14 protein-coding genes and 1 other annotated feature are annotated in these 16,407 nt (G+C 40.9%); all 14 genes read left to right on the top strand.

The window, feature by feature from the left end; translation table 11 throughout:
* The first annotated feature begins 113 nt into the window (after nucleotides 1-113).
* The 14 genes from H8S51_RS10815 (at nucleotide 114) to H8S51_RS10750 (ending at nucleotide 16,306) form a co-directional block, all read left to right on the top strand.
* Entirely contained in the window at nucleotides 114-806 is a 693-nt protein-coding gene (locus tag H8S51_RS10815) for an iron-sulfur cluster assembly scaffold protein (protein WP_006858743.1), read from the top strand.
* A gap of 18 nt (nucleotides 807-824) precedes the next feature.
* The gene (locus H8S51_RS10810) at nucleotides 825-1,835 is read left to right on the top strand and encodes a GGGtGRT protein (RefSeq protein WP_006858744.1); all 1,011 of its coding nucleotides are present in this window, start codon (nucleotides 825-827) and stop codon (nucleotides 1,833-1,835) included.
* A 144-nt stretch (nucleotides 1,836-1,979) separates the two neighbouring features.
* Nucleotides 1,980-2,261: a nucleotidyltransferase family protein gene (locus tag H8S51_RS10805; RefSeq protein ID WP_117918942.1), complete on the top strand. Its 282-nt coding sequence runs from the start codon at nucleotides 1,980-1,982 to the stop codon at nucleotides 2,259-2,261.
* A complete protein-coding gene (locus tag H8S51_RS10800; protein ID WP_186898714.1) occupies nucleotides 2,242-2,676 on the top strand; it encodes an HI0074 family nucleotidyltransferase substrate-binding subunit in 435 nt (144 codons plus the stop codon). The genes H8S51_RS10805 and H8S51_RS10800 overlap by 20 nt, the downstream gene beginning before the upstream one ends.
* Nucleotides 2,677-2,922: 246 nt before the next feature.
* Nucleotides 2,923-4,452, top strand: a complete 1,530-nt coding sequence (locus H8S51_RS10795; protein WP_186898715.1) for a Y-family DNA polymerase — start codon at nucleotides 2,923-2,925, stop codon at nucleotides 4,450-4,452.
* Nucleotides 4,449-4,901 (top strand): hypothetical protein, encoded by a 453-nt coding sequence (locus tag H8S51_RS10790; RefSeq protein ID WP_117918936.1) that lies wholly within the window; start codon nucleotides 4,449-4,451, stop codon nucleotides 4,899-4,901. Before H8S51_RS10795 ends, H8S51_RS10790 begins: the two co-directional genes overlap by 4 nt.
* Nucleotides 4,902-5,015: 114 nt before the next feature.
* Nucleotides 5,016-7,235, top strand: a complete 2,220-nt coding sequence (locus H8S51_RS10785; protein ID WP_186898716.1) for a YhgE/Pip domain-containing protein — start codon at nucleotides 5,016-5,018, stop codon at nucleotides 7,233-7,235.
* A 55-nt stretch (nucleotides 7,236-7,290) separates the two neighbouring features.
* Nucleotides 7,291-7,713, top strand: coding sequence for a hypothetical protein (locus H8S51_RS10780; RefSeq protein WP_186898717.1), 423 nt, complete (start codon nucleotides 7,291-7,293; stop codon nucleotides 7,711-7,713).
* Entirely contained in the window at nucleotides 7,710-9,857 is a 2,148-nt protein-coding gene (locus tag H8S51_RS10775; RefSeq protein ID WP_117918930.1) for a YhgE/Pip domain-containing protein, read from the top strand. The genes H8S51_RS10780 and H8S51_RS10775 overlap by 4 nt, the downstream gene beginning before the upstream one ends.
* 173 nt (nucleotides 9,858-10,030) lie before the next feature.
* Nucleotides 10,031-10,207, top strand: coding sequence for a permease (locus tag H8S51_RS10770; RefSeq protein WP_241070681.1), 177 nt, complete (start codon nucleotides 10,031-10,033; stop codon nucleotides 10,205-10,207).
* A 117-nt stretch (nucleotides 10,208-10,324) separates the two neighbouring features.
* Nucleotides 10,325-10,849 carry an acetolactate synthase small subunit gene (gene ilvN / locus H8S51_RS10765; RefSeq protein WP_186898718.1) on the top strand — a complete coding sequence of 175 codons (525 nt, stop codon included), beginning with the start codon at nucleotides 10,325-10,327 and terminating at the stop codon, nucleotides 10,847-10,849.
* A gap of 70 nt (nucleotides 10,850-10,919) precedes the next feature.
* Nucleotides 10,920-11,942, top strand: coding sequence for a ketol-acid reductoisomerase (ilvC, locus tag H8S51_RS10760; RefSeq protein ID WP_117918928.1), 1,023 nt, complete (start codon nucleotides 10,920-10,922; stop codon nucleotides 11,940-11,942).
* 116 nt (nucleotides 11,943-12,058) lie between these two features.
* Nucleotides 12,059-12,305, top strand: a binding site (T-box leader).
* Nucleotides 12,306-12,543: 238 nt separating this feature from the next.
* Nucleotides 12,544-14,961, top strand: coding sequence for a leucine--tRNA ligase (gene leuS, locus H8S51_RS10755; RefSeq protein ID WP_022112728.1), 2,418 nt, complete (start codon nucleotides 12,544-12,546; stop codon nucleotides 14,959-14,961).
* A 1-nt stretch (nucleotide 14,962) separates the two neighbouring features.
* On the top strand, nucleotides 14,963-16,306 hold the full coding sequence (locus H8S51_RS10750; protein WP_118208793.1) for an MATE family efflux transporter: 1,344 nt from the start codon (nucleotides 14,963-14,965) through the stop codon (nucleotides 16,304-16,306).
* Nucleotides 16,307-16,407 lie beyond the last annotated feature (101 nt).

Raw genomic sequence — 16,407 nt, 5'->3', positions numbered from 1 at the left:
TTTTCGATTAGGACTTGTAGATTTCAACAAAATGTGCGAAAATAGGTAAGGTATGTTAAATGTATAACAAAGTCTGATACATACAGTTCTATTTAAGTGAAAGGAGTCTTAAAATGATTTACACTAAGGAAGTCGAAAACATGTGTCCTGTAGCAAAGGGCGCAAAACATGAACCAGCTCCAATTCCGGAAGAAGGCAAATGGGTTCATTCTAAAAAAATTGAAGATATTTCAGGTTTTACACACGGTGTTGGCTGGTGTGCTCCTCAGCAGGGTGCCTGCAAGCTTTCATTAAATGTAAAAAATGGTGTAATCGAAGAAGCTTTAGTTGAGACAATCGGATGCTCTGGTATGACACATTCCGCAGCTATGGCAGCAGAGGTATTACAGGGCAAAACAATTCTTGAAGCATTAAACACAGACCTTGTTTGTGATGCAATCAATACAGCAATGAGAGAGTTATTCTTACAGATCGTTTATGGTCGTACACAGAGTGCATTCTCTGATGACGGTCTTGCAATCGGTGCTGGTCTTGAGGATTTAGGTAAAGGACTTCGTTCCCAGGTTGGTACAATGTACGCTACCAAAGAGAAAGGTGTTCGTTACTTAGAGATGGCAGAAGGTTATGTAACCGGTATTGCTCTTGACGAGAATAACGAAGTTATCGGATATCAGTTCGTTTCTCTTGGAAAAATGACTGACTTCATTAAAAAAGGCGATGATCCTAACACTGCATGGGAAAAAGCAAAAGGACAGTACGGCCGTGTGGCAGATGCTGTTAAAATCATCGACCCGAGAGAAGAGTAGGAAAGGAGACGGACGAAAATGGCATTATTTGAAGGATATGAAAGAAGAATTGACCAGATCAACGCTGTGTTAAACAGCTATGGTATCAGCTCTATCGAAGAAGCTGAAAAAATTACAAAAGATGCTGGACTTGATGTTTACGATCAGGTAAAGAAAATCCAGCCAATCTGTTTCGAGAACGCTTGCTGGGCTTACACTGTAGGTGCTGCAATCGCAATCAAAAAAGGATGTACAAGAGCTGCTGATGCTGCTGCAGCAATCGGTGAGGGACTTCAGGCATTCTGTATTCCGGGTTCTGTTGCAGACCACAGAAAAGTAGGTCTTGGACATGGTAACCTTGGTAAAATGTTATTAGAGGAAGAGACAGAGTGCTTCTGCTTCTTAGCAGGACATGAGTCATTTGCAGCTGCTGAGGGTGCAATCGGTATCGCTGAGAAAGCAAACAAAGTACGTCAGAAACCATTACGTGTTATCTTAAACGGACTTGGAAAAGATGCTGCTCAGATCATCTCCCGTATCAACGGATTCACATTTGTTGAGACACAGTATGATTACAAAGCTGCAAAATTAAATGTTGTATATGAGAAAGCATATTCTAACGGACTTCGTGCAACTGTAAAATGCTATGGTGCAGATGACGTTCAGGAAGGTGTTGCGATCATGCATCATGAGAACGTAGGTGTTTCCATCACTGGTAACTCTACAAACCCAACACGTTTCCAGCATCCGGTTGCAGGTACATACAAAAAAGAATGTATCGAGCAGGGTAAGAAATACTTCTCAGTTGCTTCCGGCGGTGGTACAGGACGTACACTTCACCCGGACAACATGGCAGCAGGTCCTGCTTCCTACGGTATGACAGATACTATGGGACGTATGCACTCTGATGCACAGTTCGCAGGTTCCTCTTCTGTACCGGCTCACGTTGAGATGATGGGTCTGATCGGAATGGGTAACAACCCAATGGTTGGTGCTACTGTTGCAGTTGCAGTTTCCGTTGAGGAAGCTCACAAAGCTGGTAAATTCTAAGATAAATTTAGATTATAGAAAGAAACGTGGTTCTTGAATCGTCAAGAATCCCGTTTCTTTTTCTGTATAAATTTATTTGAATATGATTTATACTTTTATCAGAATTCTAAATGTTTTGAGAAACGGGAGGGTTAGTTTAGAATCATGAATGTAATGCCCGTAAATATATTAATTACAAAAGTTGCAGAAATATGTAAAAAAAATGGTGTAAAAAAATTGGTTCTTATAGGTTCATTCGCAACAGATACAGCAACTCCATATAGTGATATTGATTTTGTAGTTTATGGCGATGTGGATATGGATAAACTTGAACAGGATCTAGAAAAAATAGAAACTTTACGTAAGATAGATATTTTGGAATATAAAACAATTCGAAACCAGTATCTTTTGGAGGATATCGCAAAGTATGGAAAACAAATATATTAACAGATATAAAAATTTTTGCAGAAGTTTGAATAATTTAAAAAAAAGTAAAACAGCAGACCCGGATGCTGATTTTGTGTTAGAAGGTACTGCTCAAAATTATAATTTAACATTTGATTTATCATGGATAGTGATGAAGGATATTTTAGTCAAAGTATTGGGTATTAATGATATAGCGCTTGGATCGCCAAGAGCGAATTTACAGGCGGCATTTTCAAACAAATTGATTGATGATGATGTTTGGCTGCAAATGTTGAGAACAAGAAATCTGCTTGCTCATGATTATGATGGCGCAGTTGCAAGAGAAAATTTTGAAAAGATAACAACAGTGTATTATGATGTTTTTTATAAATTTAAAATGATAGCAGAAGAGTATTTTGAAAAGGGAATGCAGGAAGAAGACAGTTTTAAAGCCTGATAGAACGTTTCGAAGAGGGGTATTTTGTAGAAAAAGATTATCTATAGATTAAAGTGATATATTTTTTATAAGCCATTTGGACTAACTATCCAGGTGGCTATTTTTGGATGATTTATTAGAATCAGTACCATTATTTTAATATAGTCCGATATTTTCAATTTTTTCCAAAACAGGGTGATAACCGAACATATTTTCTGCTATAATAATATCTATAACCAGAAGCAGAAAGAGAGGCGGCGTCCGGACATGAATGATTCATCCCATATTTATATTGCAATCGATCTGAAATCTTTTTATGCATCTGTAGAATGTGTAAAATTAGGATATGATCCGCTGACGACAAATCTTGTCGTGGCAGACGAGAGCAGAACGGAGAAAACGATCTGCCTTGCGGTATCACCGTCATTAAAGGCATACGGTATTCCGGGACGTGCAAGATTATTTGAAGTGGTGCAGAAAGTAAAACAGGTCAATAAGGAGCGGAGAAGCCGGATTGCCGGTGGAATGTTTACAGGAAAATCAGCAGATGACAAGGAACTGAAAAATAATCCGGCACTGGAACTGACTTATATTACAGCACCACCGCGCATGGCGCTTTATATGGAAGAAAGTAACCGGATCTATGATATTTATTTAAAATATGTAGCACCGGAAGATATGCATGTTTATTCCGTGGATGAAGTATTTATGGATGTAACGCATTATCTGAAAACATATCAGATGAGTGCAAGGGAGCTTGCAGAGAAAATGATTCAGGATGTTTTAAAAGAAACCGGTGTTACGGCAACCGCCGGTATCGGTACGAATCTTTATCTGTGCAAGGTTGCGATGGATGTTGTTGCAAAACATGTGACACCGGATGCAAATGGAGTGCGGATCGCAGAGCTTGATGAGATGAGTTACCGCCGGCTGCTGTGGGATCACAGACCGCTGACAGATTTCTGGAGGGTTGGCGGTGGATACCGGAAAAAATTAGAGGCGGCAGGCCTGTATACAATGGGAGATGTTGCCCGCTGTTCATTGGGGAGGGAACAGGATTTTTATAACGAAGATCTGCTATACAGGATGTTTGGCATCAATGCAGAACTTCTGATCGATCATGCATGGGGGTATGAGCCGACCACGATCGATCTGATCAAGGCGTACAAGCCGGAGACAAACAGCATTAGTTCCGGGCAGGTATTACAGTGTCCATATGAATTTGAAAAGGGAAAGCTGATCGTCCGGGAAATGACGGATCTGCTTGTACTGGATCTTGTGGACAAACATCTGGTTACAGATCAGATGGTACTTACCATCGGTTATGATATCGATAATCTGACTGATCCGAAGCGTAAAAATGCATATCATGGGGAAGTGACCATTGACCGTTATGGAAGAAAAGTGCCAAAACACGCTCACGGTACGATCAATCTGAAAAGCCGGACTTCATCGACCAAACAGATTATGGATGCTGTTATGGAGTTGTATGACCGTATCGTAGATCCAGATCTTCTGATCCGCCGGATTTATGTTGTCGCCTGCAGACTGTCGGATGAAACTTCAGCAAAACAGGATGATACATTTGAACAGTTGGATCTGTTTACGGATTATGCGGCATTAGAAGAAAAAAAGCAGGCGGAAAAGGAAAAAATGGAAAAAGAGAGAAAACTTCAGGAGGCAGTTCTCAGTGTAAAAAAGAAATATGGGAAAAATGCCATGTTAAAGGGGATGAATCTTCAGGAAGGCGCTACAAGTATAGAACGTAACAGGCAGATCGGGGGACACAAAGCATGAGGGAACAAAATCTGTTTAAAGAAAAAGAAACACACAAATATGATGATATCATCCATCTGCCACACCATGTTTCTGTAAAACATCCGCAGATGGCATTGTTAGACAGAGCAGCGCAATTTTCTCCTTTTGCAGCACTGACGGGACATGAGGATTCAATCCGTGAGACGGCAAGACGGACAGAAGATTTTTTAGAACTTGATGAGGATAAAAAAGAACAGCTTGATGAAAAAATGCGCTGTTTACTGGAACATTTTACGGAAAAACCGGAGATTACGCTTACTTATTTTGTGCCGGATGAAAAGAAAGACGGCGGGGCCTATGTTACACACTGTGGCAGAGTGCGGAAAATAGATACCTGTCATCACAGACTTATATTTGAGGATAGAACGGAAGTTCCCCTGCAATTTATTTTTGAAATAGACGGTGAAATATTTAAAGATGCAGAGTGAAGGGATAAGAGCGGTAAATTTGACAATCGATATTCCGGATGGTATAATTTCCCGATAATAGGGACTTTTGCGCTATTGAAGAAGAATATGGAAAAGTTAAGGAGCTTGTGAGGCATGAAAAATATATGGCATATTTTTAGCGGGGATATGAAGAGACTGGTGCGCAATCCTTTTGCACTGATAATCGCAATAGGTCTTTGTATCATACCATCGCTATATGCATGGTTTAATATTTACTCGAACTGGGATCCGTATGCGAATACAAAAAATATCAAAATTGCGGTAGCTACGGAAGATGCAGGATATCAGATGGATGATGGAACCACTGTGAATATGGGTGATTCGGTCATTGAGAGCTTAAAGGAAAATGATAAGATCGGATGGGTATTTACAGACACGAAAGATGCGGCTTTAGAAGGCGTCTATAGTGGCGAATATTATGCGGCAGTCATCATCAGTTCTGATTTTACATATAGTATGTATAACGTGTTCCGGGAAGATTTTAAGGGGCCGACTATTTCTTATTATGAGAACGAAAAAAAGAATGCCGTAGCAACAAAGATCACGGATTCTGCAGTATCAACCTTAAAACAGAGTATCAATGAACAGTTTATAGAAGTGCTTGCAAGCAATATATTTGAGCAGACAAATCATATTTCAGAACAGATGGAAGAAAATGATAAGTTTGCCTATTTTCAGAGTAAACTAGAGAACCTGAATGAAAATCTGATCGGGTATAGTAAGATGATCGACACATTTATTGCCGGCAACGGAGAACTTTCACAGGCAGTTGCAGAGGCAAAAGGCAGTATTCCGGGTCTCAGTAATAAAGTATCAGATGGCGCAAAGAGTTTTGGTACGGCAAGAAGCAGTCTGGATGATACAAAAACGTCATTAAATTCGTTCAGTGAAAATGTAAATCAGACAATGACAAGTATCAATGACTCTATGAACAGGATTCAGGACAGCATTAATGCAACGAATCTTGCAGGAGATGCACAGCAGACGGCGGACAGTCTGAATCAGGCGGCATTGGACGCAGTGGAATTGCAACGGGAACTGAACCGTCTGCAGGAACATTTAAAAAAGGTGATTGTTGAGGAGAGCGTGTCGGATGATGACCGTGCTGTCATTCAGAAGATCATTGAGACGATAGAGTCGATCAATGGTGGCGCAACGGATATTGAGAAGGCAATCAGCAGCATTAACCAGATCGCAATGGGATTTTCAGGAGATTCCAAGACGGATGCAATCAATACGCAGGTGTCAGGAAGTATGGTTGCAGATGCGATCAATCAGTCTTTGTCGGATATGACACAGGTTTTAACTACCTGTTCCCAGGCAATCGCAAATATGCAGGAGATGTATACGACAAGCCTTGTCCCACAGTTAAATAATGTGATCGACAGTATGAGTCAGATGTTAAATAATGTATCAGATATTCTGACCAGATTAGATGACACTTTAGGAGATATGAATTCTGTATTTTCCGGAATTGAGACAACTGTGACAGGTGCAAATGACAGTTTAGAGCAGATTCAGACTGTTATTGACGGGGTAAGTGAAAAATTAACGAAATTGTTAGAACGTCTGAATTCGGTTGAGGATGACGAAAAGGTACAGGCGTTTATCGAGTTTATGAAGGGTGACCCGGAAGGCTATGGAGAATTCTTCTCACAGCCGGTGCTGGTTACAACGGAGGAAGTTTATCCGATTCCAAATTATGGTTCAGCAATGACACCGTTTTACTCAATTCTTGCAATCTGGGTTGGAGGAACAATCCTTGTTGCCCTGATCAAGGTAAAAGCAGAACCAAAAGATTTAGAGAATGTAAAATCATATCAGCTCTTTTTCGGAAGATATCTGTTGTTTTTTGTGATGGGACAGTTACAGGCGTTGATCATAGTATTAGGAGATATCTATATCCTGCACTGTCAGATTTTGTATCCGGGATGGTTCTGGCTGGTGGCATCACTTGCCAGTGTTACGTTTACATTACTGATCTATTCCCTTGCACTTTCGTTTGGTGATGTGGGAAAAGCCCTTGCGGTTGTGATCATGGTAATCCAGATCGCGGGTTCAGGAGGAACATTCCCAATTGAACTTTTGCCGGCGGTTTACCGGAATATATACATATTTTTCCCGTTCCCGTATGCAATCAATGCGATGCGTGAAACGATCGGTGGTATGTATGGCAGCGACTATATGAAGAATCTGTCAGAATTGATGATCTTTGCCGTCGTAGGTCTCTTGATCGGACTGGTGATCCGTATTCCATTTGTGAAACTGAATCATTTTGTGGAAAAACGAATGGAAGATACAAAAATGATGTAACAGAAGCATAACGAAAAATAATTTTGTTATAGATAGCAGAATTGGAGAAAAAAGAATGGAAGAAAAAAGCAGATACGAGGAAATGTACGGAAAACTCGTTGCGTACGAACAGAATATCCATTTACAGAATCAAAAACGGATCAAGATCGGTCTTAAATGTATTGCAATCATTCCGCCTATATTTTTGATCCTTTTATTCTGGACAGACAGTAACAAGGTAGTTTTCCTGATCTTATGGATCGTATCATTATTTGCACTTGCAACTTATCTGATCCTTGTCGAGTATGTAGATTATAACCTGCAGGAAAAATTAAATGAGCTGCGGGATGAAGAGGATAAATCTGTGGATGTTCTTATGGGAAAACAGCTTGATGAAGTTGAGGAAAATATTAAAAATGCCATTCAGAAATTGGACGAAAAGTTTAATTCTGACGCAGAGATTCAGAAGATAGCAGAGAACGAGGAGAAAACGGAATGAAAAATATATTTAAAATCTTTATCTCCGATATGAAAAGGATCTTTCAGAACGTGGTTGCTGTTGTGGTTATCATGGGACTTTGTGTGATTCCATGCCTTTATGCATGGTTTAATATACTTTCAAACTGGGATCCATACGGACCAAGTGCAACTTCAAACCTGAAAGTTGCAGTGGTATCCGAAGATGAAGGTGTGAGTGTGGCTGGTATTTCTGTCAACATTGGTTCATCTGTTGTCGAAGCGTTACAGGAAAACAAAGCTATGGGCTGGGTATTTACCGACACATCTGATGAGGCGGTAGATGGCGTTTACAGTGGCGAATATTATGCAGCTCTTGTTATCCCGGACGACTTTACTGAGGAAATGATCAGTTTTCTTGGCGGGCAGATTGAACATCCAGACATCATCTATTATGAAAATGAAAAGAAAAATGCAATAGCTCCTAAAATTACATCAAAAGCAAAAACTTCGGTTCAGGAACAGGTGAATTCAAGTTTTGTGAGCACACTTGCAGAGGCAATGATGCAGGTTGGGGATGCAGTTGCAGGGACGGATGTTGACGGAGGTTCTCTTGCAGATACGATTACGCAGCGGCTGAATGACGTAAGTGGTGATCTGCAGAGTTACATTAATATCCTGAATTCATTTGCAAGTATTTTAAATTCTGCACAGAGTATAGTTGCGACCAGTCAGGTCATGCTTCCGGGACTTGATTCAATGGTTTCCACCGGTCAGGATACAGTAAACAGCATGGAAAGTCTGATCCTTGCCGGAAATGCGACGACAGATACGGTGACGCAGATGGTTACATACAGTTTTGATCTGGTTGAGAACAGCTTAAACAATGTGTCAATGGTTGTGTTAAATGACATGGAAAAACTGCAAAAATACGAGGATGCAGCAGGAAACGGACTGAATGCAACAATATCTGTGGTACCTTATCTGGAAAAAATGTTTAATGATTCAGTTTCGAGCTGGGAAGGCACAGCCGATGATGAAACAAGGATGCAGATTCAGAATGTCCGTGACAGGTTAAAGATGATCGAACTTGAACTGAACGGACTTGCAGAAAATGGAACTGCAACAGCGGAAGATATCAGTACCTTAAAGAGTCAGATAACAACAGAGATCGAAAACTGTAAGACAGCGCTGGATGCATTGCAGCATGCATTTGAGTATTCTGTAAAACCGCAGCTTGACTCTACAATGAATGCAATGCAGAATTCCATGATTGCGACAACATCGATTTTAAATGGTATCAATGCAGATTTTGGTGATGTGGAAAAAGTACTTTCAAAATACGAAGATACACTTGCAAACGGAAGTGCAGATTTGTATGAATCACTGGAAATGGCACAGGAATTATTTAATAAACTTACGCAGATCATCACAGATTTTACGACACTGCGTCAGGATGAACAGTACAAACAGTTTATGGAGATACTCGAGACAGATCCGCAGCAGCTTGGAAACTTTATCTCATCTCCGGTAAACCTTGATACGGTTGGAATTTATGAGATTGAAAATTATGGATCTGCCATGGCTCCATTTTATACGATACTGGCACTGTGGGTAGGGGCTCTGATCCTGGTGGCGATCATTCATGTAAAAGTAGAACCAGAAGAAGGAATCACAGATATCAAACCATACCAGGCATATTTCGGGCGTTATATTCTCTTTTTCCTGGTAGGGCAGGTGCAGACGCTGATCACAGTACTTGGAGATCTGTTTTATGTAAGGATACAGTGTCATAATCCGTTTTTATTCTGGGTTGCTGCCGCAGTCAGCAGTTTTGTTTTCACACTGTTTATCTATTCACTCACGGTTGCATTTGGAAATGTCGGTGAGGCACTTGCGATTGTTGTCATGGTTATTCAGGTAGCCGGTGCGGGTGGAACATTCCCGATTGAGACGCTGCCGCAGGTTTACCAGTCGCTTTATAAATACCTGCCGTTCCCATATGGAATGAATGCCATGAGAGAGACAATTGGCGGAATCTATCAGATGAATTACTGGATCTATGTCGGAAAACTTGCAATTTATCTGGTTATTTCACTGGTCATTGGACTTCTTGTAGCGATACCGTTCCGCAAATTGAACCATATCATTGAGAAGAGCAAAGAAAATACAGAGATTATGATATGAGTAAGCAATGAGCAGTGCCACATGAAAGTAAAGCAAAAAATGGCTGCTTGCAGACATTTTTTTGCTTTATTTTCATGTGATAGGGCAAATGCCCGTCAGTCCGGAAAATCATTGATTTTTCGGACGTGCACTGCAATCTAAAGTTTTGTGATATAAGATATAGGGAGTAAAAAATGTTATTGATTCGGATGGTATTACTTTTTACAGGACTTCTTATGGCAATCGTGCCAGGAGTATGTACAAGAAAAGACCAGAGGGGTGATCTGAATGCCGAAAAGCGGATCAGACAGATTGGTGTCTGGTTTGTTGCTGCTGCGGTTATATGGATCATTACCGCAAAATTTATCTGAAAATGAGACTATGTTTTTGACTGGACAAAAAAATTGTTTATTGACAAAAAATTTCGATGTGATATCATAGCTTTAGTGTGATGTGTGATTAAAGTATTAAACTATTGGAGATGCAGAATGAGAAAACAGGTATTATCTCTATTAGTGGAGAATAACCCGGGTGTGACAAGTCATATTTCAGGACTTTTCAGCAGAAGAGGTTACAACATTGACAGTTTTTCTTCCGGTGTGACCGCAGATCCGAGATATACAAGGATTACGATCGTTGCGACCGGTGATGAGCAGATCTTAGAGCAGATTGAGAAACAGCTTGCAAAGTTGGAAGATGTTGTTGATATCAAAAAACTTGAAAATGGCTCGTCAGTGACAAGAGAACTGATCTTGGTTAAGGTTCGTGCGAAAGATACAGAACGCCAGCCAATCTTAAATGTAACAGAGATCTTTCATGGGAAAGTTGTAGATGTGACCCATGATTCGATGGTAATCGAGCTGACAGGACATCAGGATAAGTTAGATGCTTTCCTTGATCTTTTGTCCGGATATGAGATATTAGAGCTTGCACGTACCGGACTGACCGGATTGTCGAGAGGCATTTCCGATGTCGTTATGTTAGACGAAGACGGCAAAAGAGTATCATTATAACAAAATAAGCAGATAAGAATATGCAAATGCATATTTTTTATTAAGAAACCAAAACTGGAGGAAATTAATTATGGCAGCAAAAATATTTTATCAGGAAGACTGTAACCTTTCACTTTTAGACGGAAAGACGATCGCAATTATCGGCTACGGCAGTCAGGGACATGCACATGCATTGAACTTAAAAGATTCCGGATGCCATGTTATCATTGGTCTTTATGAAGGAAGCAAATCCTGGGCAAAAGCTGAGAAGCAGGGATTTGAAGTATATACAACAGCAGAGGCAGCAAAGAAAGCTGATATCATCATGATACTGATTAACGATGAAAAACAGGCAGATATGTACAAAAAAGATATCGAGCCAAACCTTGAGGCAGGCAATATGTTAATGTTTGCACATGGTTTCAATATCCATTTCGGATGTATCGTACCTCCAAAGGATGTAGATGTTACTATGATCGCTCCGAAAGCTCCGGGACATACCGTACGTTCTGAGTATCAGGCTGGAAAAGGAACACCTTGTCTGATCGCTGTTGAGCAGGATGCAACAGGAAAAGCACAGGATCTTGCATTAGCATATGCACTTGGTATCGGTGGAGCAAGAGCCGGTGTTCTTGAGACAACATTCCGTACCGAGACAGAGACAGACCTTTTTGGTGAGCAGGCAGTTCTTTGCGGTGGTGTCTGTGCATTAATGCAGGCAGGTTTCGAGACATTATGCGAAGCTGGTTATGATCCAAGAAATGCATACTTCGAGTGTATCCATGAGATGAAACTGATCGTAGACTTAATCTACCAGTCAGGTTTCGAGGGAATGAGATATTCTATCTCCAACACAGCAGAGTATGGTGATTATATTACAGGACCGAAGATCATCACAGAAGATACAAAGAAGGCAATGAAACAGATCCTTTCCGATATTCAGGATGGTACATTTGCAAAAGACTTCTTACTGGATATGTCTCCGGCAGGACGTCAGGTTCACTTCAAAGCTATGAGAAAGAAAGCTGCAGAGCATCCATCAGAGCAGGTTGGTAAAGAGATCCGTAAACTGTATAGCTGGAACAATGAAGAAGATAAATTAATCAACAACTAATTTTGAATCGATTGAAAGAGTCATCACATAGTTACTGTTTGTGGTGGCTCTTTTTTGTTTCAATACTTGACAAAAACAGGGTATATGATAAAATAAATCATGTTGTGAATAAAATACATCAGACTTTGATAAGGAATAGTAAGAATTTTTTGCTTTCTCAGAGAGCTGCCGGATGCTGTGAGGCAGTAAAGTGAAATTCCCAACTCACCTTTGAGTCCTTTTGCCCAAGCTGCCAGTTACAGTGAGTAAGCAAAAGCGTGTTGTCCGCGTTAAGGATCATAAGAGCGTATTTTTATTTTCTATGAAATCATAAGAATACGAATTAGAGTGGTACCACGGAGTAAGACAGACTTCGTCTCTAAAGATATTTTTATTTGAAAATGTCTTCCGAGACGAAGTTTTTTTTCGCAAAACAAGGAGGAAAATCCTCTGCTCGTCAGAGGAAAATTTTACATGGTAAAATTGCATTTTCCTTCGGAAAACAAGGAGGAAAATCCTCTGCTCCTGCAAAGGCAGTCGCATTTTGCTCCGCAAAACAAGGAGGAAAATCCTCTGCTCGTCAGAGGACTCGCATTTTCCTTCGGAAAACAAGGAGGATTATATGTCAGAACTTTACAATCACAAAGTCGTAGAGAAAAAATGGCAGAAAGTCTGGGATGATAATAAGGCTTTTGCTGCGACAGACGACTACAGCAAACCAAAATATTACGCATTGGTAGAATTTCCGTATCCGTCAGGACAGGGACTTCATGTAGGTCATCCGAGACCTTATACAGCACTTGATATTGTTGCAAGAAAGCGCAGAATGCAGGGCTATAACGTACTTTATCCGATGGGATGGGACGCATTCGGACTTCCGACTGAGAACTATGCGATCAAAAATAAGATTCATCCGAAGATCGTAACTGAAAACAATGTAAAACGTTTCAAAGAGCAGCTTCATTCTTTAGGCTATTCATTCGACTGGGACAGAGAGATCAACACTACAGATCCGAGTTATTACAAATGGACACAGTGGATTTTCTTAAAACTGTTTAAAGCAGGACTTGCTTACAAAAAAGAGATGCCGATCAACTGGTGTACTTCCTGTAAAGTAGGCCTGGCAAACGAGGAAGTTGTGAACGGTGTCTGCGAGCGTTGTGGTGCTCCGGTTGTCCGCAAGGTAAAGAGCGAGTGGATGTTAAAGATCACTGATTATGCTGAGAAACTGTTAGAGGGCTTAAATGATGTAGATTATATCGAGCGTGTCAAGGTTTCCCAGAAAAACTGGATCGGTAAATCACAGGGTGCAGAGGTAGATTTTGCGATCGCCGGAAAAGAGGACAAACTTCGTGTTTATACGACACGTTGTGATACATTATTTGGTGCTACTTACATGGTTGTATCCCCGGAGCATCCGATCATTGATAAATATAAAGACGAGTTAAAGAACTGGGATGCGATTGCTGCATACCGTGAGGAAGCTGCAAAGAAATCCGATTTTGAACGTTCAGAACTTGCAAAAGATAAGACGGGTGTGGAGATTGACGGTCTTATGGCAGTCAATCCGGTAACCGGAAAGGAAATCCCGATCTGGATTTCCGATTATGTATTAATGTCTTACGGAACAGGCGCGATCATGGCAGTACCGGCACATGATGAGAGAGACTGGGAATTTGCCAAAAAGTTCAATATTCCAATGGTACAGGTTGTTGCAAAAAATGGTGAGGAAGTTGACATCAACGAAGCGGCATTTACAGATGTTGCAACCGGTGTTCTGATCAATTCTGAGTTCTTAAACGGACTGGAAGTAAAAGATGCAAAGGCAAAAATGATTGCGTTTTTAGAGGAAAAAGGTATTGGTACAGCAAAGACCAACTATAAATTAAGAGACTGGGTATTCTCACGTCAGCGTTACTGGGGTGAGCCGATTCCGATCGTTCACTGTGATAAATGTGGTTATGTGCCGATCGATGAGAGTGAACTGCCATTGATGCTTCCAGAGGTAGAAAGTTATATGCCGACGGATAATGGAGAGTCTCCACTTGCTGCGATGACAGACTGGGTAAATACAACCTGTCCTTGCTGTGGTGGTCCTGCAAAGAGAGAGACAGATACCATGCCGCAGTGGGCTGGATCTTCCTGGTATTTCTTAAGATATACCGATCCGCACAATGATGAGGCGCTTGCAAGTCCGGAAGCATTAAAATACTGGATGCCGGTTGACTGGTACAATGGAGGCATGGAGCATACAACACTTCATCTGTTATATTCCAGATTCTGGCACAAATTCCTGTATGATGAGAAAGTAGTTCCATGTCCGGAGCCTTACCAGAAACGTACATCCCATGGTATGATCCTTGGTGAGAACGGAGAGAAGATGTCAAAATCCAGAGGAAATGTCGTAAATCCGGATGATATCGTAAGAGAGTATGGTGCAGATACATTAAGAACATATGAAATGTTTATCGGAGCATTTGATTTAAGTGCATCCTGGTCTGAGGATGGTGTAAAAGGCTGCCGTCGTTTCTTAGAGCGTGTATGGAAGTTACAGGACATCATGACAGATGAAACCGGATATTCCAAAGAACTTGAGACAAAGATGCATCAGACCATCAAGAAAGTCAGCAGCGATTATGAGAATCTGAAATACAATACCGCGATCGCGGCAATGATGGCTTTGATTAACGAGTTCTATAAGAAAAATGCTGTGACTAAGGGCGAGTATGAGACACTCTTAATTCTGTTAAACCCGGTTGCTCCGCATATCACAGAGGAACTCTGGCAGATCATTGGCGGAACAGGTTATGTATACCAGCAGAAATGGCCGGAATTTGACGAGGCAAAAACAGTTGAAAATACGGTTGAGATCGCAGTACAGATCAATGGAAAAACGAAAGGAACATTGGCAATCGGCAGAAATGACGCAAAAGATGATGTTATTGCAAAAGCAAAAGAATCAATTGCAGATAAGCTGACTGGAAACATTGTAAAAGAGATTTACGTTCCGGGAAGAATTGTCAATATTGTAATGAAATAAGATGAAAAAAGGAACAAACTTATTAGAGGGTTCCATCTGGAAGGGGATTGTGTCATTTGCAATCCCCCTCTTTTTAGGAAACCTGTTTCAGCAGTTATATAATACCGCCGATTCTCTGATCGTCGGTAATTTTCTTGGCAGTGATGCTCTTGCAGCTGTCAGTTCTTCCGGTAGTCTGATATTTCTGATGGTCGGTTTTTTTAATGGAATTGCAGTTGGTGCCGGCGTTGTCATTTCGAAATATTTTGGAGCAGCAGATTATGAAGGATTGAAAAAAGCGGTACATACCAATATTGCATTTGGTCTGGTGTCCGGCTGTATTCTGACCGCGATCGGGATGATCCTAGCTCCCCAGATCCTTGTTCTGATGGGAACGCCGGAGTCGGTACTGCCAAATTCTATTGTATACTTCAGGGTATATTTTGCCGGATCGATCGCTTTTGTTATGTACAATATCGTGATGGGGATTTTGCAGGCAGTCGGAGACAGCAGACATCCGCTTTATTATCTGATTTTTTCATCCATCGTTAATATTATACTGGATTTATTATTTGTCGGATTGTTAGGATTTGGTGTCGGTGCTGCAGCACTTGCAACGATTATTTCACAGTTTTCCAGTGCATTTTTATGTATGATGCGTCTGATGCGGACCAAAGATGTTTATCAGGTGCAGATCTCGCAGATACGTTTTCATAAGGGAATGTTAGGACAGATCATAGGGATCGGACTGCCGTCCGGTATGCAGAATTCCATCATTTCATTTGCAAATATTATTGTACAGACGAATATTAACAAATTTGGAGTGATGGCGGTTGCAGGATGTGGTGTTTATTCAAAAATAGAAGGCTTTGCATTTCTGCCGATCACCTGTTTTGCTATGTCACTTACAACATTCATCGGACAGAATCTTGGCGCGAGGCAGTACGACAGAGCAAAAAAAGGTGCGTATTTTGGCATTACCTGTTCGACACTGCTTGCGGAAGTGGTTGGTGTGATCGTATTTTTTACGATACCGCAGCTTGCTGCAGCGTTCAACAGTGAAACACAGGTCGTTGAATTTGCAACCAAACAGGCACATATAGAGGCTTTTTTCTATTGTTTCCTAGCATTTTCCCACTGCATTGCAGGTATCATGCGCGGTGCGGGAAAATCTGCCGTGCCGATGTTCGTCATGCTTGCATCCTGGTGCATCATAAGGATCACATACATCACGGTTACTGTGCATTTTATTCCGAAGATCCAGGTCATCTTCTGGGCATACCCATTGACCTGGTCAATCAGTTCGGTGATCTTTTTGATTTACTTCTTAAAAGCCAACTGGCTGTATAGTTTTGAGAAAAAGTAAAGTTTGTTGCGCCAATTCGCTTTGCGAATATGGCTGTATAGTTTTGAGAAAAAGTAGAGTTTGTTGTGCCAATTCGCTTTGCCAACCTGGCTGTATAGTTC

This window comes from Roseburia rectibacter (assembly GCF_014287515.2).
Lineage (GTDB): Bacteria > Bacillota > Clostridia > Lachnospirales > Lachnospiraceae > Roseburia > Roseburia rectibacter.
The sequence above is the reverse complement of the archived record's forward strand: the minus strand, read 5'-3'. Positions and strand labels throughout refer to the sequence as shown.